At 70.3% G+C, this 22,359-nt stretch carries 18 protein-coding genes; 12 read left to right on the plus strand and 6 right to left on the minus strand.

Annotated elements, in window-relative coordinates; genetic code table 11:
• The first annotated feature begins 25 nt into the window (after positions 1 to 25).
• Positions 26 to 877: a ParA family protein gene (locus HRU81_07175; protein QOJ31888.1), complete on the plus strand. Its 852-nt coding sequence runs from the start codon at positions 26 to 28 to the stop codon at positions 875 to 877.
• Here the strand turns inward: HRU81_07175 and pyrB are convergent.
• Positions 801 to 1,832: an aspartate carbamoyltransferase gene (gene pyrB, locus HRU81_07180; protein QOJ31889.1), complete on the minus strand. Its 1,032-nt coding sequence runs from the start codon at positions 1,830 to 1,832 to the stop codon at positions 801 to 803. The two genes, HRU81_07175 and pyrB, sit on opposite strands and share 77 nt — an antisense overlap.
• Positions 1,833 to 1,962: 130 nt before the next feature.
• On the opposite strand from pyrB, the gene uvrA reads away from it, so the two are divergent.
• Positions 1,963 to 7,533, plus strand: coding sequence for an excinuclease ABC subunit UvrA (gene uvrA, locus HRU81_07185; protein QOJ31890.1), 5,571 nt, complete (start codon positions 1,963 to 1,965; stop codon positions 7,531 to 7,533).
• Here uvrA and HRU81_07190 read toward each other — a convergent pair.
• Both HRU81_07190 and HRU81_07195 read right to left on the minus strand, forming a co-directional pair.
• A complete protein-coding gene (locus HRU81_07190; protein QOJ31891.1) occupies positions 7,499 to 9,073 on the minus strand; it encodes a cation:proton antiporter in 1,575 nt (524 codons plus the stop codon). The two genes, uvrA and HRU81_07190, sit on opposite strands and share 35 nt — an antisense overlap.
• Positions 9,074 to 9,117: 44 nt before the next feature.
• The gene (locus HRU81_07195) at positions 9,118 to 10,515 is read right to left on the minus strand and encodes an MBL fold metallo-hydrolase (GenBank protein QOJ31892.1); all 1,398 of its coding nucleotides are present in this window, start codon (positions 10,513 to 10,515) and stop codon (positions 9,118 to 9,120) included.
• Positions 10,516 to 10,614: 99 nt separating this feature from the next.
• Between HRU81_07195 and mscL the strand changes: the two genes are divergently transcribed.
• Positions 10,615 to 11,025, plus strand: a complete 411-nt coding sequence (mscL, locus tag HRU81_07200; protein ID QOJ31893.1) for a large conductance mechanosensitive channel protein MscL — start codon at positions 10,615 to 10,617, stop codon at positions 11,023 to 11,025.
• An 8-nt stretch (positions 11,026 to 11,033) separates the two neighbouring features.
• On the opposite strand, the gene HRU81_07205 is transcribed toward mscL, so the two are convergent.
• Positions 11,034 to 11,540 (minus strand): MarR family transcriptional regulator, encoded by a 507-nt coding sequence (locus tag HRU81_07205; protein QOJ31894.1) that lies wholly within the window; start codon positions 11,538 to 11,540, stop codon positions 11,034 to 11,036.
• 100 nt (positions 11,541 to 11,640) lie between these two features.
• Here HRU81_07205 and HRU81_07210 point away from each other — a divergent pair, with 100 nt between their 5' ends.
• Positions 11,641 to 11,829, plus strand: a complete 189-nt coding sequence (locus HRU81_07210) for a hypothetical protein (GenBank protein QOJ31895.1) — start codon at positions 11,641 to 11,643, stop codon at positions 11,827 to 11,829.
• Between the two features lie 15 nt (positions 11,830 to 11,844).
• On the opposite strand, the gene HRU81_07215 is transcribed toward HRU81_07210, so the two are convergent.
• Positions 11,845 to 13,824, minus strand: coding sequence for an MFS transporter (locus HRU81_07215; protein QOJ31896.1), 1,980 nt, complete (start codon positions 13,822 to 13,824; stop codon positions 11,845 to 11,847).
• Positions 13,825 to 13,833: 9 nt separating this feature from the next.
• Entirely contained in the window at positions 13,834 to 14,496 is a 663-nt protein-coding gene (locus HRU81_07220; protein QOJ31897.1) for a hypothetical protein, read from the minus strand.
• A gap of 464 nt (positions 14,497 to 14,960) precedes the next feature.
• Between HRU81_07220 and HRU81_07225 the strand changes: the two genes are divergently transcribed.
• The 8 genes from HRU81_07225 to HRU81_07260 are packed head-to-tail and all read left to right on the plus strand — an operon-like array spanning position 14,961 to position 22,262.
• Positions 14,961 to 15,530: a type II transport protein GspH gene (locus HRU81_07225; protein QOJ31898.1), complete on the plus strand. Its 570-nt coding sequence runs from the start codon at positions 14,961 to 14,963 to the stop codon at positions 15,528 to 15,530.
• Between the two features lie 4 nt (positions 15,531 to 15,534).
• Positions 15,535 to 16,137 (plus strand): type II transport protein GspH, encoded by a 603-nt coding sequence (locus HRU81_07230; protein QOJ31899.1) that lies wholly within the window; start codon positions 15,535 to 15,537, stop codon positions 16,135 to 16,137.
• A 7-nt stretch (positions 16,138 to 16,144) separates the two neighbouring features.
• Positions 16,145 to 16,615 carry a type IV pilus modification protein PilV gene (pilV, locus tag HRU81_07235; GenBank protein QOJ31900.1) on the plus strand — a complete coding sequence of 157 codons (471 nt, stop codon included), beginning with the start codon at positions 16,145 to 16,147 and terminating at the stop codon, positions 16,613 to 16,615.
• A complete protein-coding gene (locus HRU81_07240) occupies positions 16,615 to 17,541 on the plus strand; it encodes a PilW family protein (GenBank protein ID QOJ31901.1) in 927 nt (308 codons plus the stop codon). The genes pilV and HRU81_07240 overlap by 1 nt, the downstream gene beginning before the upstream one ends.
• 4 nt (positions 17,542 to 17,545) lie before the next feature.
• A complete protein-coding gene (locus HRU81_07245; protein QOJ31902.1) occupies positions 17,546 to 17,995 on the plus strand; it encodes a hypothetical protein in 450 nt (149 codons plus the stop codon).
• Positions 17,996 to 18,029: 34 nt separating this feature from the next.
• On the plus strand, positions 18,030 to 18,383 hold the full coding sequence (locus tag HRU81_07250) for a hypothetical protein (protein QOJ31903.1): 354 nt from the start codon (positions 18,030 to 18,032) through the stop codon (positions 18,381 to 18,383).
• A 33-nt stretch (positions 18,384 to 18,416) separates the two neighbouring features.
• Positions 18,417 to 21,797 carry a PQQ-binding-like beta-propeller repeat protein gene (locus tag HRU81_07255; GenBank protein ID QOJ31904.1) on the plus strand — a complete coding sequence of 1,127 codons (3,381 nt, stop codon included), beginning with the start codon at positions 18,417 to 18,419 and terminating at the stop codon, positions 21,795 to 21,797.
• 24 nt (positions 21,798 to 21,821) lie between these two features.
• Entirely contained in the window at positions 21,822 to 22,262 is a 441-nt protein-coding gene (locus tag HRU81_07260) for a prepilin-type N-terminal cleavage/methylation domain-containing protein (protein ID QOJ31905.1), read from the plus strand.
• Positions 22,263 to 22,359: the final 97 nt, after the last annotated feature.

Raw genomic sequence — 22,359 nt, forward strand, 5'->3', positions numbered from 1 at the left:
GCCGGCAAGCGCCGATAATAGCCGCATGCTGCTCAACATCCCCGGCCATCCGGAGTTGCGCAAGATCGTGCTGCTGAACCCGAAGGGCGGGTCCGGCAAAAGCACGGTCGCGGCGAATCTCGCGGCGTACTTCGCCTCGCAGGAGCGCAAGACGGCGCTGATGGACTTCGACCCGCAGGCCTCGGCAATGCGCTGGGTCCACAACCGCCCGCAGGAGAGGCCCTACATCTACAGCGTGGCGGCATTCGCCACCAATCCGCGGGTGACGCGCAGCTTCCAGCTGCGCATCCCGCCCGAGGTGCGCCAGCTGGTGGTGGATACACCGGCTGCCCTGTCCTCGCAGCGGCTGTCGCAGTTCACCCGCGGCGCCCATGCCATCCTGGTGCCGGTGCTGCCATCGGACATGGACATCCACGCGGTATCGCAGCTGGTCACCGACCTGCTGCTGGTCGCCAAAGTCAGCCGCCGCATGGGCAGGCTCGGCGTCATCGCCAACCGCGTGCGCGAGAACACGCTCGCCTACCGGCGGCTGATGCGTTTCCTCGAGTCGCTGAACATCCCGGTGGTGGCGAAACTGCGCGACAGCCAGACCTACGTGCATGCCGCCGAGCAGGGCCTCGGCATCCACGAACTGCCGCACACGCAGGCAGCCAAGGACCTGGAGGGCTGGGCGCCGCTCCTCGACTGGGTCGAGCAGCGCATGGCCACGCCGCTCACGCCGCGCGACCTGATGTCCCCGCTGCAGAGCGTGCAGGGCAGCGTGCTGGTGCGCCCGGCGGCGGCGATGGTCGCCCCGCCCGCTACGCCGGACGCGGAGCCTCTGGCGCAACCGCTGCCGCCAGCGCGGCGATACGATCCTCCAGCCGGAATATCTTGACGAGGATCGCCACCCGCATCCACATGCCATTGCGCTCCTGGCGCCAGTACATGGCACGCGGGTCATCGTCCACCGCCGGATCGATCTCCGGCCCGCGCGGCAGCGGGTGCATGATGATGGCGTCGTGCTTGAGCAGCGGCAGGTTGCCGGGGTTGACGCTGAACTGCGCGTAATCGACGCCACGGGACTCGCCGGCCGTGTCCCACTCGGTCTGGATGCGCGTCACGTAGAGGGCATCTATCTCCGGCAGCACATCGGCGAGCCGGCTGGTTTCCGTGAAGGGAATGCCCTGCGCGCGCAGCCGCGCCTTGACGTCATCCTCCATGGCGAAGGCCTCGGGGGCCACCAGCACCAGGCGCACATCGCGGTAGTTGCGCATCAGGCCGCAGAGCGAGCGCACCGTGCGGCCGCGCTTGAGATCACCCATCATGGCGATGGTCTTGCCGTCGATGCCGCCGCGGTCGGCGAAGCTGCGCCCCAGGGTGTAGATGTCCAGCAGTGCCTGGGTGGGGTGCTGGTCCTTGCCCGAACCGGCGTTGACGATGGGCACCGGCCGCGGGATGCGGTCCATCTGCGCGGCGGCGCGGGCCGCGTAGCCCGCCTCGGGGGTGCGCATGATGATGACATCCACGTAGGAGCTGAAGGTGCGGATGCTGTCGTCGAAGCTCTCGCCCTTCACTTCCGAGGAGGTCGCCGGGTCGCGGATCTCGCTGGTGCGGATGCCGAGGATGTGGCAGGCGTTGTTGAACGAGAGGAAGGTCCGCGTCGAGGGCTGCGGAAAGTAGAGCATGGCGCGGGCATGGGGCAGCAGCGCCTGCAGTGCCTGGGCGCCGGCCGTGGTCTTGGCGATGTTGCGCACCCGGGTGGTCAGCTCGCAGAGCTCGTCGAGGAGCGCGCGGTCGAAGCCGCTGGTGTCGATGACATGGTAGAGCCGGCCTGCCAGGTCGGGTTGCATCGGGACGGCTCCTCGCTGCCTTGGCGTGGGTATTCCGGGCGCGAATCATAGCCGCTTTGCGCAGGGTGGGCACCTGTCCGCGGCGGCCGGGCCTCATTTATATTGGGCGATCCACCCGCCCGCCAGAATCATGCCCAAGCGACGCCCGAAGCCAGCCAGCCACGCCACGCCCCCGGGCACGGATCCGGGCGTCATCGCCATCCGCGGCGCCTGCCAGAACAACCTGCGCAACCTCGATCTCGACCTGCCCCTCGGCCGGCTAGTGGTGGTCACCGGCGTCAGCGGCTCGGGCAAGTCCTCGCTGGCCTTCGACACTCTCTACGCCGAGGGCCAGCGCCGCTACGTCGAGACCTTCTCGCCCTACGCGCGGCAGTTCCTCGACCGGATGGACAAGCCCCGGGTGGAGCGCATCGACGGCATGCCGCCGGCGATCGCCATCGACCAGACCAACCCGGTGCGCACCTCGCGCTCCACCGTCGGCACCATGACCGAGCTCGCCGATCACCTGAAGCTGCTCTACGCCCGGGCCGCGGCGTTGCATTGCCGCCAGTGCGGCCAGCGCGTCACGCGCGACAGTCCCGATTCGGTGGCGGCAACATTGCAGGCGTCGATGGCGGGCGGTGCCCGGCTGATGATCACCGCCCCGGTGATCGTCCCGGACAATTTCACGGTCGACGAGGTCACCCGGCTTCTCGCCCGCCAGGGGCACGAGCGCATCCACCGCCAGGATGGCCAGCGCCTGGAGGTGATCCTCGACCGCGTGCGGCTGGAGGCGGCCAGCCGCGGCCGGCTCATCGAGGCGCTGGAAAAAGCCTTCGAACTCGGCCGCGGCCGCCTCGCCGCCTGGCCGCTTGAGGGTGGTGAGCCCGGCACGCCCCTGCGCTTCTCGGCGGACCTGCATTGCGCCGGCTGCGACATCCACTACCGCGAACCGGGTCCCGCCGCGTTCTCCTTCAATTCGCCCGCCGGCGCCTGCGAAACCTGCCGCGGCTTCGGCCGCACCATGGGCATCGACTACGGGCTGGTGATCCCCGACGGCTCGCTGAGCCTGGCGGCTGGCGCGGTCAGGCCGTTCCAGAGCCCGAGCTACCACGAGTGCCAGGACGACCTGCTGCGCTTCGCGCGCCAGCGCGGCGTGCCGACACAGGCCCCCTGGCGGGAACTGGATGCCGGGCAGCAGCGCTGGGTCATCGATGGCGAGGGCAGCCGCGCCGAAGGCAAGTGGTATGGCGTGCGCCGCTTCTTCACCTGGCTGGAGGGCAAGGCCTACCGCATGCACGTGCGCGTGCTGCTCGCGCGCTACCGCTCCTACTCCACCTGCCCTGCCTGCCGTGGCGCGCGACTGAAACCCGAGCCACTGCTGTGGCGGCTCGGCACGGCGGCACAGGCCGACGCCGTGCTCGATCCCGCGCACCGCTTCCGGCCCGAGGGCTTCACCGGCAGCGATGCGCTGCTCGCCACGCTCCCCGGCCTGTGCCTGCATGACCTCATGCTGCTGCCGCTGCAGCGCGCACAGGCCTTCTTCGAGGCGCTGCGCCTGCCGGCGCCTCTGGACCAGGCGACCGGGCTGCTGCTCGCCGAGATCAGGAGCCGCCTCGGCTACCTGGTCGAGGTCGGCCTCGGCTATCTCAGCCTCGATCGCCAGTCACGCACCCTGTCGGGCGGCGAAGTGCAGCGCATCAACCTGACCACCGCTCTCGGCACCTCGCTGGTGAACACCCTGTTCGTGCTCGACGAGCCGAGCGTCGGCCTCCATGCCCGCGACCTCGACCGCGTCATCGGCGTGCTGCAGCGCCTGCGCGATGCCGGCAACTCGCTGCTGGTGGTGGAGCATGACCCGCAGCTCATGCTGGCCGCCGACCAGCTGCTGGAGATGGGCCCCGGGCCCGGCGCGGATGGCGGGCGCATCGTCTTCTCCGGCACGCCGGCGGCAATGGTGGCGGATGCGTCCTCGCTCACCGGCAGTTACCTGCGCGGCGAACGCCAGGTCGACGCGGATGCCTCCGGCAGGGGCCATCCACCCGACGCCGACAGCGGCTGGCTCGAGCTGCGCGGCGCCACCGCCCACAACCTGCGCGACCTCGATGTGCGCATCCCGCTGCAGCGGCTGGTGTGCATCACCGGCGTCAGCGGCTCGGGCAAGTCCACGCTGGTCGAGGACCTGCTCTACCCGGCGCTGCAGAAGCTCAAGGGCAAGCCCGCGGAAGCCGCCGGCGCCTATCGCGAGCTGACCGGCCACGAACACATCAACGAGGTGCTGTTGGTCGACCAGTCCCCGCTCGGCAAGACCACCCGCTCCAACCCCGCCAGCTACGTCGACCTGCTGGGTCCCATCCGCAAGGCCTTCGCCGCGCTGCCCGCCTCGCAGCTCCGCGGCTACACGCCCGGCACCTTCAGCTTCAACTCCGGTGACGGCCGTTGCCCGACATGCGGCGGCAACGGCTTCGAGCATGTCGAGATGCAGTTCCTGAGCGACGTCTACCTGCGCTGCCCGGACTGCGACGGTCAGCGCTACCGCCCCGAGGTTCTGGAAGTGCGCCTGCCCCCGGCCGGCGGCAAGGGACCCGGAAAGTCCATCGCCGGGGTGCTGGAGATGACGGTCACCGAGGCCACGGCGTTCTTCGCCGGCGATCCCGAGCTGCAGCGCGGGCTGCGTCACCTCGCCGCCGTCGGCCTGCAGTACCTGCGCCTCGGCCAGCCGGTGACCACGCTGTCGGGCGGCGAGGCCCAGCGCCTGAAGCTTGCGGGCCAGCTGGCGCGCACCAGCGGCGCGCGCAACCTGCTGCTGCTCGACGAGCCCACCACCGGCCTGCACCTGCACGACATCGCGGCGCTGCTCGGCGCGCTGCGCGCCCTGCTCGCCCAGGGCCACTCGCTGGTCGTGGTCGAGCACAACCTGGACGTCATCTGGAGCGCCGACTGGGTCATCGACCTCGGGCCCGAGGCCGGCGAGGCCGGCGGCCGGCTGGTGGCCGAGGGCACGCCGCGGCAGCTGGCGGGCGTGGCCGAATCCCGCACCGGCCAGGCCCTCGGACGGCACCAGGCGCGGCTGCGGGGCGCGGCGCTCGCGGCGACGACGCCGGCCACCACAGCGTCCGCTGCGCCCGCCAGCGCCGACATCCGCGTACGGCATGCCCGCGAGCACAACCTGAAGGACATCGACGTCAGCCTGCCGCGCGACCGCTTCAGCGTCATCACCGGCGTGAGCGGCAGCGGCAAGAGCACGCTTGCGTTCGATGTGCTGTTCGCCGAGGGCCAGCGCCGCTTCCTCGAGTCGCTGAATGCCTACGCACGGCAGTTCGTGCAGCCGGCAGCGCGGCCGGATGTCGATGCCATCTCGGGCATTCCGCCCACGGTGGCCATCGAGCAGCGCACCAGCCGCGGCGGCCGCAAGAGCACGGTGGCCACGCTGACCGAGGCCTACCACTTCCTGCGGCTGATCTTCGCCCGGCTCGGTACCCAGCACTGTCCGGACTGCGACACGCGCATCGTTCCGCAGGACCCCGATGCCATCGTCGCGCGCATCGTGCGCGCGCAACGCGGCCAGACCGTGCAGGTGCTGGCGCCGCTGGTGGTGGCGCGCAAGGGCTACTACACGGAACTCGCGCGCTGGGCGGCCCGCCGCGGCCACGACGAGTTGCGCGTCGACGGCGAGATGACAGCCACCGCCGCCTGGCCCCGCCTCGACCGCTTCATCGAGCACGACATCGAGTTGCCACTGGGCGAGGTGCGGGTGGAGCCGCGCCACGAGGGGCGCCTGCGCCAGCTGCTGCTCGAGGGCATCGAGCTCGGCAAGGGCAGCGTGCAGGTGCTGGGTGCGCGTGGCGCGCCGGTGCTCTATTCGGTACGCCGCGCCTGCCCCGGCTGCGGCCGCAGCTTCCCGGAACTGGATCCGCGGCTGTTTTCCTTCAACTCCCGCCATGGCTGGTGCCCGCGCTGCTTCGGCACCGGCGAGGAGATCGAGGGCTTCGACGCCGAACAGAGCGGCGAAGAGGCGCAATGGAGGCAGCCGCTGGAAGCCACCATCTGCGGCAGCTGCCACGGTCAGCGCCTGCGCCCCGAGGCGCTGGCCGTGCGCTTCCGCGAGCAGGGTATCAGCCAGTTCACGGCGGCCAGCATCGATGCATCGAGGCGGTACTTCGACCGCCTGCGCCTCGCCGGCCGCGAGGCAGCCATCGCCCGCGATGCCGTGCAGGAGATCCGCTCGCGGCTGCGCTTCCTGCAGGAGGTCGGTCTCGGCTACCTCACGCTGGATCGTGCCGCCGGCACGCTCTCCGGCGGCGAGGCGCAGCGCATCCGCCTCGCCGCGCAGCTCGGCTCGAACCTGCGTGGCGTGTGCTACATCCTCGACGAGCCGACCATCGGCCTGCATCCGCGCGACAACCAGCGGCTGCTGGCCACGCTGCGCAGCCTGCGCGACCACGGCAACACCGTGGTCGTCGTCGAGCACGACGAGGACACCATCCGCCAGGCCGACCATGTCGTCGACCTCGGCCCGGGCGCGGGCAGCCGCGGTGGCGAGGTGGTGGGCACCGGCCGTGCCGCGGACCTGGCCGCCGCACCGCGCTCGCTGACCGGGCGCCTGCTGTCACAGCCACCGCCGCCGCGCCGGCACCAGCGCCCACCGCGTACCGCCGGCCAGCAGCTGCGCATCTCCGGCGCCCGGGTCCACAACCTGCGTGACATCGATGTCGCCTTCCCGCTCGGCCGGCTGACGGTGGTCACCGGTGTCAGCGGCAGTGGCAAGAGCTCGCTGGTGCGCCACGTGCTGCTGCCGAGCCTGCAGCGGCGCCTCGCCCGCGGCGGCCGCCGCGCCGCACCGGTGGGCTGCACTCGCCTCGGCGGCTGGGAGGACATCCAGCGCGTGCTGGAGGTGGACCAGACGCCCATCGGCAAGAGCCCGCGCTCCTGCCCCGCCACCTATGCCGGGCTCTGGGACGAGGTGCGCCGGCTGTTCGCGCAGGCGCCCGAGGCCCGCATCCGCGGCTACTCGCCCAGCCGCTTCTCCTTCAACGTCGCCGGCGGACGTTGCGAGACCTGCGAGGGCCAGGGCGTGCAGCGCATCGGCATGAGCTTCCTGCCGGACGTCGAGGTCGACTGCGACAGCTGCAACGGCGCGCGCTTCAACAGCGAGACACTCGAGGTCCGCTACCGCGGGCGCAACATCGGCGAGGTCCTCGGCATGGACATCAGCACCGCGGCGGAATTCTTCGCGGCGCACGGCCGCCTGCACCACACGCTGCGCCTGCTGGAGGAGGTTGGCCTCGGCTACCTCGGCCTCGGCCAGCGCAGCCCGACCCTGTCCGGCGGCGAAGCGCAGCGGCTGAAGCTGGTGACCGAGCTGGCGCGCGCGCGCCCCGGCGCCAGCGGCGCGCTGTACGTGCTCGACGAGCCGACGGTGGGCCTGCACATGAGCGACGTGGAGCAGCTGCTGTCCGTGCTGCAGCGGCTGGTCGATGCCGGCAACACGCTGGTGGTGATCGAGCACAACATCGAGGTCATGGCCCAGGCCGACTGGATCATCGACCTGGGCCCCGAAGGCGGTGCCGGTGGCGGCAGGCTGGTGATCGCCGGCACGCCCGAGGAAATCGCCCGCTGCCGGCACTCGCACACCGGTGCCGCGCTGGCCGCGCACCTCGCGCGGCGCGCCGGTGGCGCCGCCGCCCTCAGTCCGGGCGCCGGCGCCGCGCCGGCCCGATGAGGTCCTGCAGCGAATCGCTGACATGCACCGCGAAGCCGGTGCCCGCCTCGGCAAAGTAGTTGTAGGTGACGTCGCAGCCCGCGTCGAGCACCTCCTGCCGCTCCTCGTCATAGACGTGGGTGGCGGCGATCAGGCCGGCGAAGCCGCGCTGGCGCAGCCGGCGGCTGGCGAGGATCTTCGCCTCGGTGTCCGGCACGGCGAGCATCACCGCGCGCACGCGGTCCAGCTGCAGGCGGTGCCAGAGGTCCGGGTCCTCGGCGTCCGCGTAGACGACGCGCCGGCCGCCACGCACATGGGCCTCGACCTTGCTCATGTCGCTGTCGAGGCCGACGACCTGCACGCCCCGCTCGCGCAGGTAGCGATACGCGCCGCTGCCGACACGGCCCATGCCCACCACCAGCACCTCCGCCGCGCCCACCGACAGCGGCTCGTCGTCCGGGTGCCTGCGGCGACGCTCGAAACGCTGCAGCAGCGGCTCCCACCGGCCGTACAGCCCGTGTGCCACGCGATTCAGCGGCGCCGCCAGCACGAAGGATCCCGCCACCGCCACCGCCGCCAGCGGCATCCACGCCGGATCCAGCATGCCCTGGCGCACGCCCAGCTGCATGATGATGAGGCTGAACTCGCCATAGCTCGCCAGGCTGAGCGCCGCGAGGAAGCTGCTGCGGGCACGCAGGCCGGCCAGCACCAGCAGGGCAAAGAACAGCGCGGCCTTGAAGGGCAGCGCCAGCAGCAGCACCGAGACCCCCACCAGCGACCCCAGGCTCGGCATGCCGCCGAGGCCGATGCTGAGGAAGAAGCCGACCAGGAAGACTTCCTTCATGCCCCAGAGTACGTCGGCCAGCTCGACCGCGCGGGCATGACTGGCCAGCAGCGCCCCGAGCAGCAGCGCGCCCACCTCGCCGCTCAGCCCCAGGGCCTCGAAACCATAGCCGCCGGCACCCACGGCCAGCAGCACGGCGAACAGCGCGAGGATCTCGTCATGCCCGGCAAAGTCGACCAGCCGGTCCAGCAGCGGCTTGGCGAACACCACCAGCACCAGCAGGCCTGCATAGGGTGACGGCGCGGTGTCGGCGCCGATCGCCAGCACCGCCACCGCGACGATGTCCTGGATGATCAGGATGGCGATGGCGATGCGCCCGTGGAAGGCACGCAGCTCCTTCTTCGGTTCGAGGATGGTGGCCGTGAGCACGGTACTCGAAAAGCCGAAGGCGGCCCCCAGCAGCCAGGCGGCCGGCCATGGCACGCCGACCTGCCCGTGGGCAATGAACGCGGCCAGTGCCGCGGTCAGCAGCAGGTGCACGCTCGCCGTGGCCCACACCGCGGGCGCCATCAGGCTCTGCCAGCGCAGCTTCAGCCCCACCGAGAACAGCAGCAGCCAGACACCCACCTCGCCGATCCGCGCCAGCGCCGGTACCGGCTCGACACCGAAACCATTGAGGAGGAACCCCGCGGCGAGGAAGCCCACCAGCGGCGGCAGGGCCAGCTGGCGCGCCAGCAGGCCGAAGACGAAGGCGCCGAGGATCCACAGGGCGAGCATGGGGTGAACGTCGCAGCAATCCCCGCGACCTGTCAAGCCGGCGCTCAGTCCGGGGTGAGCACGCTCCCGGGTGCCGGGCATTCGGCATCGATGCCGAAACGCTCGCGGATGCGCTCGCGCAAGGCCGAGCGTGCCTCATCATCACCGTGCGTGAGCACCACGCGCGGCCTACAGGCCGCCACGCCGGCCAGCCAGTCCAGCAGCTCGCCCTGGCCGGCGTGGGCGGAGAAGCCGCTCAGGTGGTGGACGGTGGCGCGGACATGCATCCGTTCGCCGAGGATCTCCACCTCCCGGGCGCCGTCGGCCAATGCACGGCCGAGTGTGCCTGGCGCCATGTAGCCCGGCAGGATGACGTGGGCATTCTCGCGCCACAGCGTGTGGCGCAGGTGGTGCACCACCCGCCCGGCATCGCACATGCCCGAGGCGCTGATGATGATGCAGGCTTCCTCGCGATCGTTGAGGCTGCGCGACTCCTCGGCCGATTCCACCACACGCAGGCTCTGCAGGTCGCGGCGTATCTGCCCGGCGCGCACCAGGCTGCCGAACTCCTCGTCGTAGAGCTCCTGATGGCGCATGGTGGCGAGCGTGGCGGCCGTCGCCATCGGGCTGTCCAGGTACACGGGCAGTGGCGGGATGACGCCCTCGCGGATGGCCTCGGCAACGTGGAACAGCAGCAGCTGCGTGCGGCCCACGGCGAACGCCGGAATGACGATGCGCGCGCGGCTGCGCACGGCCTCGCGCAGGATGTCCTGGAAGCGCGCCACGGTCAGCGCCTGCGGCTCGCGGTCGCGGCCGCCGTAGGTGGACTCCATGATCACCAGGTCCGCGGCCTGCGGGCGCCAGGGGTCCCGCAGGATCGGCGCCCCGCAGGGGCCGAGGTCGCCGGAGAACACCAGCACGCGGCGACCCTTGCTGCCCTCCACGGTGAGCTCGACACAGGCCGAGCCGAGGATGTGGCCCGCGTCCTCCAGCCGCGCGCTGACACCGGCCGCGACCTGCCGCACCCGGCCATAGGGCAAGGCGCGGCTGAGCTCGCGCACGCGCTGGACATCGGCGGCGTCGAACAGCGGCTTCAGCGGCCGGCGGCCCTCGCGGCGCCGCCGGCGGTTCTCCCTGACAAGGTCCGCTTCCTGGATACGGCCGAGGTCGGCGAGCAGCAATGCCGCCAGATCGAGCGTCGCTGGCGTGGCATGGACGGCGCCCGCATAGTCGGCTGCCATCAGCAGCGGCAGCCTGCCGGAATGATCGAGATGCGCATGGCTCAGCACCACTGCATCCAGGCTCGCCGGCTGGACCGGACCGAGCGAGGCGCTGCGCTCGCGGGAATCACCACCGCCCTGGAAGGCGCCGAAATCGACCAGCACGGACGCCGCACCCGTTTGCACCAGATAGCCCGAGCCGGTGACCTCGCCGACCGCACCGCAGAAACCGATGCGGATCATGGCGGCACCCGCCATCCGCCGGCGGCCGCGCTTGACGCTGCTTGCGCGCCACCGCCATCATCCTGCCGTGTTCCACGCCACTCGCAGGGGGTCAGTCCAGTGCTGAAGGAGTTCAAGGAATTCGCCATGCGGGGCAACGTCGTCGATCTCGCGGTCGGCATCATCATCGGCGGTGCTTTCGGCAAGATCACCACTTCGCTGGTCAACGACGTCATCATGCCACCCGTCGGCCTGCTGCTCGGCAAGGTCGATTTCAGCAGCCTGTACATCAACCTCTCGGGAACGGCCTATGCCAGCCTGGCTGCCGCCCAGGCCGCCGGTGCGCCAGTGATCCGCTACGGTGCCTTCATCAACACGCTGCTGGATTTCCTCATCGTCGCCTTCGCCATCTTCCTGCTGGTGCGAGCCATCAACCGCCTGAAGAAGGCCGAGCCCACGCCCGCGCCGGCCGGCCCCACTGCCGAGGAGAAACTGCTGGGCGAGATCCGCGACCTGCTCAAGGCACGCTGAGCGCTGCGTCAGGGCCGGGGCCGGCTGCCGCGGCCGGCGGCGAGCAGCACCTTGCGCAGGGCCGCCGAGGCGGCACGCCGCTCCGGGCCGGAGAGCGCGCCGAGCTGGCTGTCCGCCGCGGTGAGCCGTGCACCGATCGCCTGGTCGATGAGCTGGTGCCCGCGCTCGGTGAGGCGCACGTTGACCCCGCGCCGGTCGCTCGGCTCGGTGGCCCGCAGCACCAGACCGCGCGCCTCCAGGCGGTCGATGCGGTTGGTCATGGCGCCGCTGGTCAGCATCGAAGCCCGCGCCAGTGCCGTCGCCGGCAGCTGGAAGGGAGCGCCCTGGCGGCGCAGCGCCGAGAGCACGTCGTACTCCCAGAGCCGCAGCCCGAGCCCGGCCAGCGCGCGCTCGGCCTCCTTCTGACATAACTTCGCCAGGAACTGCACGCGGACCACCACGCTCAGGCTCGAGCAATCCAGCTCCGGCCGTTCCCGTGCCCACTGGCCCAGCAGCTTGTCGACCTGATCTTCCACTGCCAGCCAGATTACCGGCCGTGGCGGGTGCCGTCCATGTATCTTGACATCGAAATGCCGCGGCTTATCTTCTGGGAACGCGCTATCGCAGAGGCGTCCCATGAACCGCCAGCGGAAGATCGACCAGGACCTGTGGGACGACGACGAGGAGAAGCTCTCCTCCGATCACGTCGTCGAGCGTTTCTTTGCACAGCACGAGCACGATGCCGTCGATGCGGCGCACGGCAAGGTCCCGGGCACGCCCCGGCCCAGGCGCCGCTCCGCGCGCCAGGCCGACGCCGACGAGTAGGCGGCCCGATCCCGCTCAGCGCCGGCTGGCCGCTGTCTCGCGGAGATAGCGGGCGAGTTCGTCCAGGGTGGCGTCCGGCAGCCAGCCGAATGCCGGCATGGCACGCCCGGTGCGGTTCTCCGGGCTGGACGGGTCGCGCCCCGCTCGCAGGAAGCGCTTCAGGCCGTCGAGGTCCTGGCCGCGCACGAACACCGACTGGTGCAGGTTCACGCCGAGCCCCGGCACGCCTTCGGCCCCTGCACCATGGCAGGCACTGCAGTACTGGGCAAACGGACCCGCGGCGGGCGCCGCCTGCGGCTCGGCCACGGCCACCGCTGCACGCTGCGCCATGCCGAAGGGCGCGACCGCGGGCGGCGGCTCCCCTGCTCCGTCGCCGGCTGCCGTCGTCGCCACCGTCATGCCCACCGGCATCAGCGTGCCCAGGGCGAAGCTGCCGCCGGAGGCCAGGGCCGCCAGCAGCGCCGCAGCACCGAGCTGACGCCGCCACGACAGCTGCAGGCGCGGCAGCGAGTTCAGCAGGCTCAGGGCGAGGATCGCCGTACAGGCCAGCACCGCCACCCGCAGGATGAAGATCAGCAGCTCCGGCGACCAGATGCCCCCGGCCTGGAAGATCGCCGCCAGGCTTGCGGCGCTGGCGGCAGGCAGCTGATCCAGCGAGGTGTAGACCCAGTCGAGCTCGAAGTTCTTCTGGATCACGGCGAACAGGCTGGCGATGAGCGCGAAGCCCAGCGCGTAACCCGACTGGCGCAGCGTGCCGAAGAGCCCCGACACCATGCCGGCCCGCTCCGGGGGCGCATGTGCCATCAGCAGCGCGTTGTTGGGCGAGAAGAACAGCCCGGTGCCGATGCCGATGACGATCAGCGCCGGCAGCAGGCCGGCGACATCGGAGTCCACGGTCACCGCCAGCAGCATCAGGTAGCCGGCACCGCGCACCAGCGCGCCGGTGCTGCTCATGATCTCCGGCCGGAAGCGATCCGAGGCCCAGCCCGATACCGGGCTCATCAGCGTGGTGAACAGCGCGGAGACCGCCATGATCAGGCCCACGTCCCAGGCACGCATCTCCAGCGCGTTGATGAGCACGATCGGCAGCACGAACAGCGTCAGCGGCAGGCTGGCGAACATGGTGGCGAAGGCGACCGCTGCCCGTGTGAACTCGCGGCTGCGGGTGAACAGCTCGAGGTCGATCAGCGGCTCCGCCACGCGCCGTTCGTGGCGCAGGAACAGCACGGCGAACACGAAGCCGGCGACGAACACCAGCCATGACCAGGGATCGCGCCAGTTCTCCTCGACCGGCAGCTGCGTGCAGCCGAAGAGCACGCCGAACATGGCCAGCGTCAGGTAAACCGCCCCGGCGAAATCGAAGCGCCGCGAGGCACCGGCCAGGGCCATCGGCCGGCGCAGGCCCAACGCGGCGAAGGCCAGCACGATGATCAGCGCCGCCAGCGGGATGCGGCTCCAGAAGGTGGCGCGCCAGTCGTAGGCATCGAGCAGCCAGCCGGCGAAGATCGGCCCGAGGATGAAGCCCAGCGCATTGGCCGCCTGCAGCCAGCCCAGCGCGCGGCCGCGGCGTTCCGCGCCGAAGATGCGCGTGGCGATGGTGAAGGTGGTGGGCAGGAACAGCGCCATGCCGAAGCCCTGCACCAGCCGCAGGCCGATGAGCTCGGGCACGTCCGGCGCGAAGGCGCAGGCGATCATCGCCAGCGAGTACAGCGTGGCGCCGGCCTGGAACAGCCGCGCATGGCCGAAGGCATCGGCAACCCGGGCCGCCAGCAGCATCGGCCCGGTAGCCGCCACGAGGTAGCCGAGCGCGACCCAGACGATCTGGTTGGTGCTGGAATCCAGGTCGTCGATCATGTCGGCGAAGGCCAGCGGCATGAAGCTCGAGTCCAGGCTCGCCATGGCGGTGGCGAGCAGAAGGGTCACCATCACCAGCAGCGCGCGTGCGCCGGGCAAGGGTGGCTCGGGCCGGGTCTGCGCTGCGGCGGCGTCGGTCATCGATGGATCTCAGAGCGGCTTCACGGCGCCGAGGAACGCCGCCAGCGCCACCAGCGCCCACATCACCAGGGCAGCGCTCGCCGCCTTGCGCCGCCGCACCCGCAGCAGGCGCTCGCCGCCATCGACGTCGCCGGCCGCGAAGCGCGCCATGGCCAGGCGCCACTGCCCGCTGTAGACCCGCAGCACCATGCCATCGACGACGATGGCGGCAACCACCACCAACTTGAGGATCAGCCAGTCCGGCACGGTGTTGCCGGGCAGTCGCCACTGCCGCCAGGCGAGGAAGCTGAAGCCGGCCAGCAGCGCGACGCGGCAGGCCAGGTCGATGGTCAGCAGCCGCGCCACCGGCACGCGGCCATGGCCGAAGTGGATGGCCAGGGCCATGACGATCCACGCCAGCGACACGAACCAGGTCGCCGCCACCGCCACCGGCGGCAGCGGTGCGCCCCACTGCAGCGCCATCTGGAAGCCTACCGGCAGGATGGCGAGCAGCGCGACGCGCGGCGCCAGGTCGATGTCCATGAGCAGGGCGCGCACACGGTTGCGCTCCGGCACCGGCAACCCGGGGCGCGACATGACGCCGCCGGCGAGGAACACGCCCAGATCCGCGCCAAGCCAGTAGGCGAACAGGATCACATGCGCAAAGCGCAGCCATTCATAAGAGTCGAACACGGTCTCCCCCGCCAGGACGCGCGGCGCCGCCGGGACGGCGGCACTTTAACCTATTGTCATAACCACAGTACAAGGCAGGCAGCGGCAGCATGCCCATCGGCCACGTGGCTGCGCGATCCGGCGTGGCTCGGGGCGACCTCTTCCGCCGCCACGACCGGTCATCGCCCTCGAATCCCCGCCTGTCGCCGCACTCCTGCAGCACCGGATTCCGTGAACGGCGTCACGAATCGCGGTGGCGGCAGGGCAGCAGCCCGTCATCGATCAGCACTTGAGAAGTACGACGTAAAGCATTGTTTATATCTGTTTTTATTCAGAAAGCTCCGCGCCAGGCCGGGTGGCTGCCCCAGGTCCGGACCGGAGGCTCTGGCGGGCCTCGCAGCGCCTCCGGGCGGAACTGCTTCAAGGTTTCGGGGAGAGCGGATGCCTAGATTGCGCCCTCGAGAGATTCCGCAACGAGAGGCGCCATGCGCAGCAGCACCACCCACAGGCAACACGGCTTCACGCTGGGCGAAACACTGACCGCCCTGGCCGTGGCCGGCATCGGCCTGTCGCTGGCGGTGCCTGGCATGCAGGCACTCCACCGCAGCAACGACCAGGCGGTGGCCGTCAACCAGCTGGTCGGCACCCTGCACCTGGCCCGCAGCGAAGCGGTGATGCTCAATGCGCGCGTCGCGGTCTGCGCCAGTGCCGACGGCAGCCACTGCAATGGTCGCGGCTGGAGCGACGGCTGGATCGCCTTCATCGACTCCGACGGCAACCTGGAGCGTGGCGCCGCCGAAACCCTGGTGGACCGGGTGCCGGCACCAGGCATGTCGCTGGCCTCGGCACAGTTCGCCACCAGCGTCAGCTATGGTGCCGACGGCCGCGCGAGCAGCGCCGCCGGTGATGCGCACAGCGGCGAATTCGCCTTCTGCGAGACCGGGGCCCGCACCGCGGGCCGTGTCGTCATCGTGCGGGCCAGCGGCCTGCCCACGCTGGCCGGACAGGGCCGCGACGGCATGCCGGTCAGTTGCCCGGACGGGCCGGAGGCCTGAAGCCATGCACAGCGATCACGGCACACGCCAGGGCGGCTACAACCTGCTGGAACTGATGATCACGCTGATGATCGCCGGCATGGTGCTCGGCTTCGGCATCCCGTCGTTCACCGATTTCATCGCCACCAACCGCATGGCCTCTGCGGCCAATGACCTGGTGACCTCGATCCACGCGGCGCGCACCGAGGCCGTGAAGCGCCGGCAGCCGGTCACGCTCTGCGCGAGCAGCAATTGGGCTGACGCGGCACCGGCCTGCGACCTCGGCGGCGGTGCCCCCGGCTGGATCGTCTTCGCCGATGTCAATGCCAACGCCAGTGTCGATGCCGGCGACACGGTGGTGCTGACCCATGGCCCGCTGGCCGATGGCATCACGCTCGCCATCGACGCGGCTGCCCTGCCCTACATCCAGTACGGCGGCAACGGCTTCCCGCAGGCGGCGGGCGTCGGGCCCGCCATCAACGACATCCAGCTCTGCGATGCCCGCGGCGACCACGATACCGGTGGCGGCGTGGCGGCCGGCCGCTGGATCCAGATCGGTCCCACGGGCCGCCCGCAGACCTTCCGCATGCAGGCGGAGGTCCAGGGCAACCCGGTGGGCGGTTGCTGAGGCTCCCATGAACCAGCGTCCTGTTCCCCGAATCCCGCGCGTCGCCGGCTTCACCCTGGTGGAGTCGCTGGTGGCGATGGTGGTCATCTCCGTCGGCATGCTCGGCATCGCCGCCATGTACGTCGAAGGACTGCGCGCGGGGCGCACCTCCATCTACCGCACCGTGGCCGTGGACCTGGCGGCCGACATGGCCGACCGCATCCGCGCCAACAGCGCCGGCCAGGCCGCCTATGCGGGCGCTCCCGCCGGCAACGGCGCCGGCTGCGTCAACGCCGGTGCCAACCTTGCCCCTGCCGCGCAGGCAGCCTGCGACCTGTTCTTCTGGCAACAGCAGGTCACCACGCTGCTGCCGGCCGGCGCCGGCGTGCTCGGCTTCGCCGCCGGCGCCGGCGGGCCCAACGTCTACACCATTACCCTGGACTGGAACGAGCCGGGCGCGAACGGCACGCTCCAGTACGCGCTGACGGTGCAAATGTGATGAACCACCGACCACCCGCCCGCGAGGCCGGCCTGAGCCTCATCGAGATGATGGTGACGCTGGTGATCGGCGCCTTCCTGATGATCGGCGTCATCGCCATGTTCTCGCAGACCCGCAGCACCTATCGCACCAACGACACCGTGGCGCGGATGCAGGAAAACGCGCGCTTCATCCTCAGCCAGATGGAGCCTGACCTGCGCCTGACCGGCAGCTGGGGCATGCAGAACACCGGGCCGCACGTCGAGGTGCCGGCCGGTGTGACCGCCACCTGCTCCGATGGCACCGACGCCACCGCATGGCTGCTCGATCCGCTGACGCCGGTGGCCGCGGATGACTCCGCCTACAACCTGCCCTGCCCGCCCCCTGCCGCCACGCCCTACCTGGCCGGTACCGACGTGCTGGTGCTGCGCCACGCCAGCGGCGCCCAGGTGCTGCCCGCCGCCGGCGCCGTCCAGATCCAGAGCGACCGCGGCAACAGCCGCGTGTTCGCCAACGGCGCGGCGCCGGCCGCCTGCTGCATCTACGACTGGCAAACCAACGCCTACTACGTGTCCTCGGCATCGTCGCTGGGCGCGACGGTGCCGTCATTGCGGCGCATGACGCTGATCAACGGCGTGTGGCAGGACGAGGAACTGATCGCCGGCGTCGAGAACCTGCAGGTGGAACTCGGCGTGGACACCAATGCCGACGGCACGGTGGACCGCTACGTCGATCCCGGCAATGCACTGGTGACGCCGCTGGTCGACCCGTCACGCATCATGGCGGTGCGCTTCTGGCTGATGCTGCGGGCCGGGCAGCTCGAGGTGGGCTTCACCGATGGCGCCACCTACAACTTCGCCAATGTCGCCAACTACGCGCCGGCGGACCGATTCCGGCGCCAACTCCTCAACAAGACCGTCGTGCTGCGCAACATGCGGAGCTCATGAAGCCATGACGCACCCGAACAACAATCCCTCGCGGCAGCAAGGCGCCTCGCTGGTCATCGGCCTGGTGCTGCTGCTGGTGCTCTCGGTGCTGGCCGTCTCCACCATGAACAGCGCCACCTTCGGCCTGACCATGGCCGGCAACATGCAGTACAGCGAGAACGCCTTCCAGCTCGCCGAGACCGGCATCGAGGTCGCCATCAGCAACGGCCCCTTCTGCGCCGGCACCGGCTGCCCGGTCAATGCCATTGCCCAGACCCAGGTGCTCGACACCGGCGGCAGGGAGATCGGCACCTACCAGGCGAACACCACCTACCAGGCCTGCACCATGCGCGACGGCTACAGCGCGAACTTCCGGGCCTACCACTTCCGCATTGCCTCGGTGGGCCAGTCCTCCCGCGGCGCGCAGTCGCAGAACCAGCAGGAGTTCTTCCTGATCGGTCCCGACGGCTGCTGAGCGAACCCCAACCGGATTCCAAGGAGACCCAGTCATGCGCAAGCGTATCGGCATCGTCCTGGCGGCAGCCCTGGCCTTCACCGGCGGCCCTGCCCTGGCAGCCATGACCAACATCGAGAATGCCTACGAGGCCACGGCGCAGCAGGTCAGCCTGCCTTCCGTCGCCACGGGCCAGCTGGTGGTCACCGGCTGCACCGGCTGCAAGCCGGTGGTGCTGCGCGTCACCGAGGCCACGCAGTACCTCGTTGGCGGCGGCAAGGGCGAGGCCGTCAGCCTGGCACAGATGCGCGACACACTGCGCGCCCCCGGCGCCAGCCAGCGCCTGCTCACGGTCTTCTACCGGCTCGCGGACAACGTCGTGACCCGCGTCGTCCTTGGCGCCCACTGATCGGCCGGCACATCCAGAGAGGTTGCGATCACCATGAACACCATCACCCATCGCCTCGGCTCCCTGGCTTGCGGCCTGCTGCTCGGCCTCGCGGCCCTGCCGGCCATCGCCGACGACACCGAGATCTTCATCGCCTCGCAGGATCCCTCGATCACCGGGGCCAAGCCCAACATCCTGTTCATCATCGACAACTCCGGCAGCATGGACAGCACGGTGACGACCCAGGAGCCGTGGAACGCCGCCACCACCTTCAGCGGCTGCTACAACGCCAACCGCCTGTACTTCTCGACCAACAGCACCCGGCCGGGCTGCGGCAGCAGCAACTACATCGCCAAGAGCGCCAACTACTGCGACGCCTCGAAGGCCGCGCTGGCCAACGTCGGCAGCTACTCCGACCGCCTGCTCGCCTGGCGCAGCGGCAACCGCAGCTGGGTGGCGCTGAGCGGTGGCAGCAACAGCACGCGGCCCATGGAGTGCCGCGCCGACCGTGGCGTCCACGGCCAGGCGGCCGGCGACGGCAAGCCCTATGCCGCCACCGGCAGCGGCGGCCCCTGGGCCGCCGGTACCGCCAGCGAGCCCTCGTGGAACAACGACTACACCATCTGGGACGGCAACTGGCTGAACTGGTACTCCAGCGGCGGCACCGTCACCCAGACCCGCATGGAGATCGTGCGCAACGTCGCCAACAACATGCTGGCCAGCCTCAATGGCGTCAACGTCGGCCTGATGCACTTCAACGTCGACCAGGGCGGCACCGTGGCCCATGCCATCGAGAACATCGCCACCGCCCGCGGCAACCTGCAGACGGCGGTCAGCGCCCTGACGGCGAGCACCTGGACGCCGCTGTCGGAAACCCTGTACGAAGCCGGCAACTACTACATGGGCCGCAACGTCGATTACGGCAACACCGGCCCGGTGCTGAGCGTCGGCCCCTCGCGGACCAGCGGCACAACCACCGGCACCACCTACAAGAAGCCGGTGCTGTATGCCTGCCAGAAGAACTACATCGTGCTGCTGACCGACGGCCAGCCCACCAAGGACGTCAGTGCGACGTCGAAGATCAAGGGCCTGCCGCAGTGGGCGGCCACCGTCACCACGCCGGCCTGCAGCGGCGCGGCCGGCAGCGACGGCCAGTGCATGAGCGACCTGGCCGAGTACCTGCGCAAGCACGACCTGGATGCCAGCCTGACGGGCAACCAGAGCGTCACCACCTATACCATCGGCTTCGGCGTCGACCTGGCGCTGGGCGACACCACATTCCTGCAGGAGACCGCCAACAAGGGCGGCGGCAAGTACTTCCCCGCCGGCGACACGGCGACGCTGCAGGCGGCGCTGACCGCGATCGTCTACGACATCCTCGACGACGCCACCACGTTCTCGACGCCCACGGCGCCGGTCAACGCCTTCAACCGCACCACCAACCTGAGCGACGTCTTCGTCTCGGTGTTCGCACCCTCTGCCACCGAGCACTGGGCGGGCAACCTGAAGAAGTACCAGCTGCGCAACGGGCGGCTGCTGGACGTCAACAGCCAGCCGGCCGTGGACGCCAATACCGGCTTCTTCTCCAAGACCTCCCAGAGCTACTGGTCCGATGCCGTGGACGGCAACAGCGCCCAGCTCGGCGGCGCCGCCGGCGAGCTGCCGGTACACACGGCACGCAACCTCTACACCAGCATCTCCGGCAACCAGCTCGCCGCCAGCTCCAACGCCGTCAGTACGGCCAATACGGCGATCACCGCGGCGATGATCGGTGCCCCCGCCGCCGACCGCGACACGGTCATCAACTGGGCCCGCGGCCTGGACGTGCGCGACGAGGACGACGACGGCGACATGACCGACGTGCGCCATGTGATGGGCGACCCGCTGCACGTGCGCCCGGTGAACGTGCTCTACGGCGGCACCGAGGCGAGCCCCGATGCCACGGTCTATGTCTCCACCAATGACGGCTACCTGCACGCCATCGACCCCGATGACGGCAGCGAGCTCTGGGCCTTCATCCCGTCGCAGATGCTGGGTCGCCTCTACGACCTCTATCTCGACGAGCCGACGGCTACCCGCACCTACGGCCTGGACGGCGAGATCAGCGTCTACATCGCCAACGACGACGGCGTGCCGGGCATCAGCGGCAGCGAGAAGGTCATCCTGCTGTTCGGCATGCGCCGCGGCGGCGACAGCGTCTATGCGCTCGACGTCACCGACCGCAGCAATCCGCAGCTGCTGTGGAGGATCAGCAGCAGCACCACCGGCTTCGGCCAGCTCGGCCAGACCTGGTCACCGCCGGTCACCGCCCGGGTCCAGGTCGATGCGGCCATCCGCAACGTGGCCATCTTCGGTGGCGGCTACGACGATGCCGAGGATGCCACCGCCTTCCGCAGCGCCGACAGCCGCGGCAACGCCGTCTACATGGTGGACGCCCTCACCGGCGAGCTGCTGTGGCGCGCCGGCAATGGCAGCAGCAACAATCTCAACCTCTCCGCCATGACCCATGCCATCCCGGCGGGCCTGCGCGTGCTGGACCTCGACCTCGACGGCCTGGCCGACCGCATGTACGTCGGCGACATGGCGGGCCAGGTCTGGCGCTTCGACATCAACAACGGCCAGCCTGCCAGCAGCCTCGTCGATGGCGGCGTGTTCGCCAGCCTCGGCGGTGCGGTCGTCACGGCCCCGGTGCCGGACAGCACCGCGCGGCGCTTCTTCGCCACCCCGGACGTGGCGCGGATCGTCGCCAACAACCGCGCCTACCTCAGCATCAACATCGGCTCGGGCCACCGCGCGCATCCGCTGGACACCGCCACGGACGACCAGTTCTTCGCGCTGCGTGACTACAAGGTGCTCGACAAGATCGCCACGGCCAGCTACCCGCAACCGATCACGGTGGCGGACCTGCTGGACATCACCGGGGACCTGGCACCCAGCATCCCCTACAACTCGCCCGGCTGGCGCCTGCGCCTGGACCTGAGCGCCGGGGAGAAGGTGATGACCGAGTCGCTGACCTTCGACAACGTGGTGCTGTTCACCTCGTTCACCCCGGGTGGCCAGGGCGACGCCTGCGTCGCGGCCGGTGGCCTCAACCGCCTGTACCTGGTCAGCGTCCGCGACGGCGCACCCGTGACCAACCTGGATGGCTCGCTGAACCCGGACGGCTCCCCCGATACGGCCCTGACCGCCGACGACCGCTACCGCGAACTGAACCAGGGCGGCATTGCCCCGGATCCGGCGGTGTTCTTCTCGCCGCCCAATGGCGACCTCACCACCGGCGACCCCGTGGCCTGCCTCGGCGACAACTGCGAGGACACCAAGCAGGGCAATGGCGATGGCAGCCAGCCCACGCTCTGCATCGGCGTCGAGTGCTTCGACCCGGGCTTCGCCAACCCGCCGCGGCGCACGCACTGGAACCAGGACGGCTCCGAGTAGGCAAGCCACGAGAAAGGAAGGCCAATGAAAAGGCAGCACTCGGGATACACGCTCATGGAACTGCTGGTGACGGTCGCCATCGTCGGCATCCTCACCGCCGTGGCCGTGCCCTCCTACCGCCAGTACACCCTGCGGGCCAAGCGCACGGATGCCACCACGGCGCTGCTGCGCCTGGCCGCCATGCAGGAGCGCTTCTACATCCAGAACAACACCTACGCCTCCGCCGACCTCATGGATGATGCCCCGCCGGCGGGCCTCGGCATCGCCGGCACCGAGCGCGGCTACTATGCGCTGGACATCCAGTCCAACGACCTGACCACCGGCTACACGGCCACGGCGACCGTGGACGCCGGTGGCGAACAGGCCGACGACAGCGACTGCGCGACGTTCAGCGTCACCGCACAGGGCCTGCGCAGCGCCACCGACAGTGGCGGCGCCGACAATACCGACCGCTGCTGGCGCTGAACGGCCACAGGGTGGCGGGTACCGCATGGGCCCGCCCGCGGCGTATTGCCTCAGCCGAGGGTCGCGGGGTAGGGTGACGGCCTGACAATCCAGAACA

It is taken from the genome of Gammaproteobacteria bacterium, assembly GCA_015709695.1.
Classification (GTDB): Bacteria; Pseudomonadota; Gammaproteobacteria; order Steroidobacterales.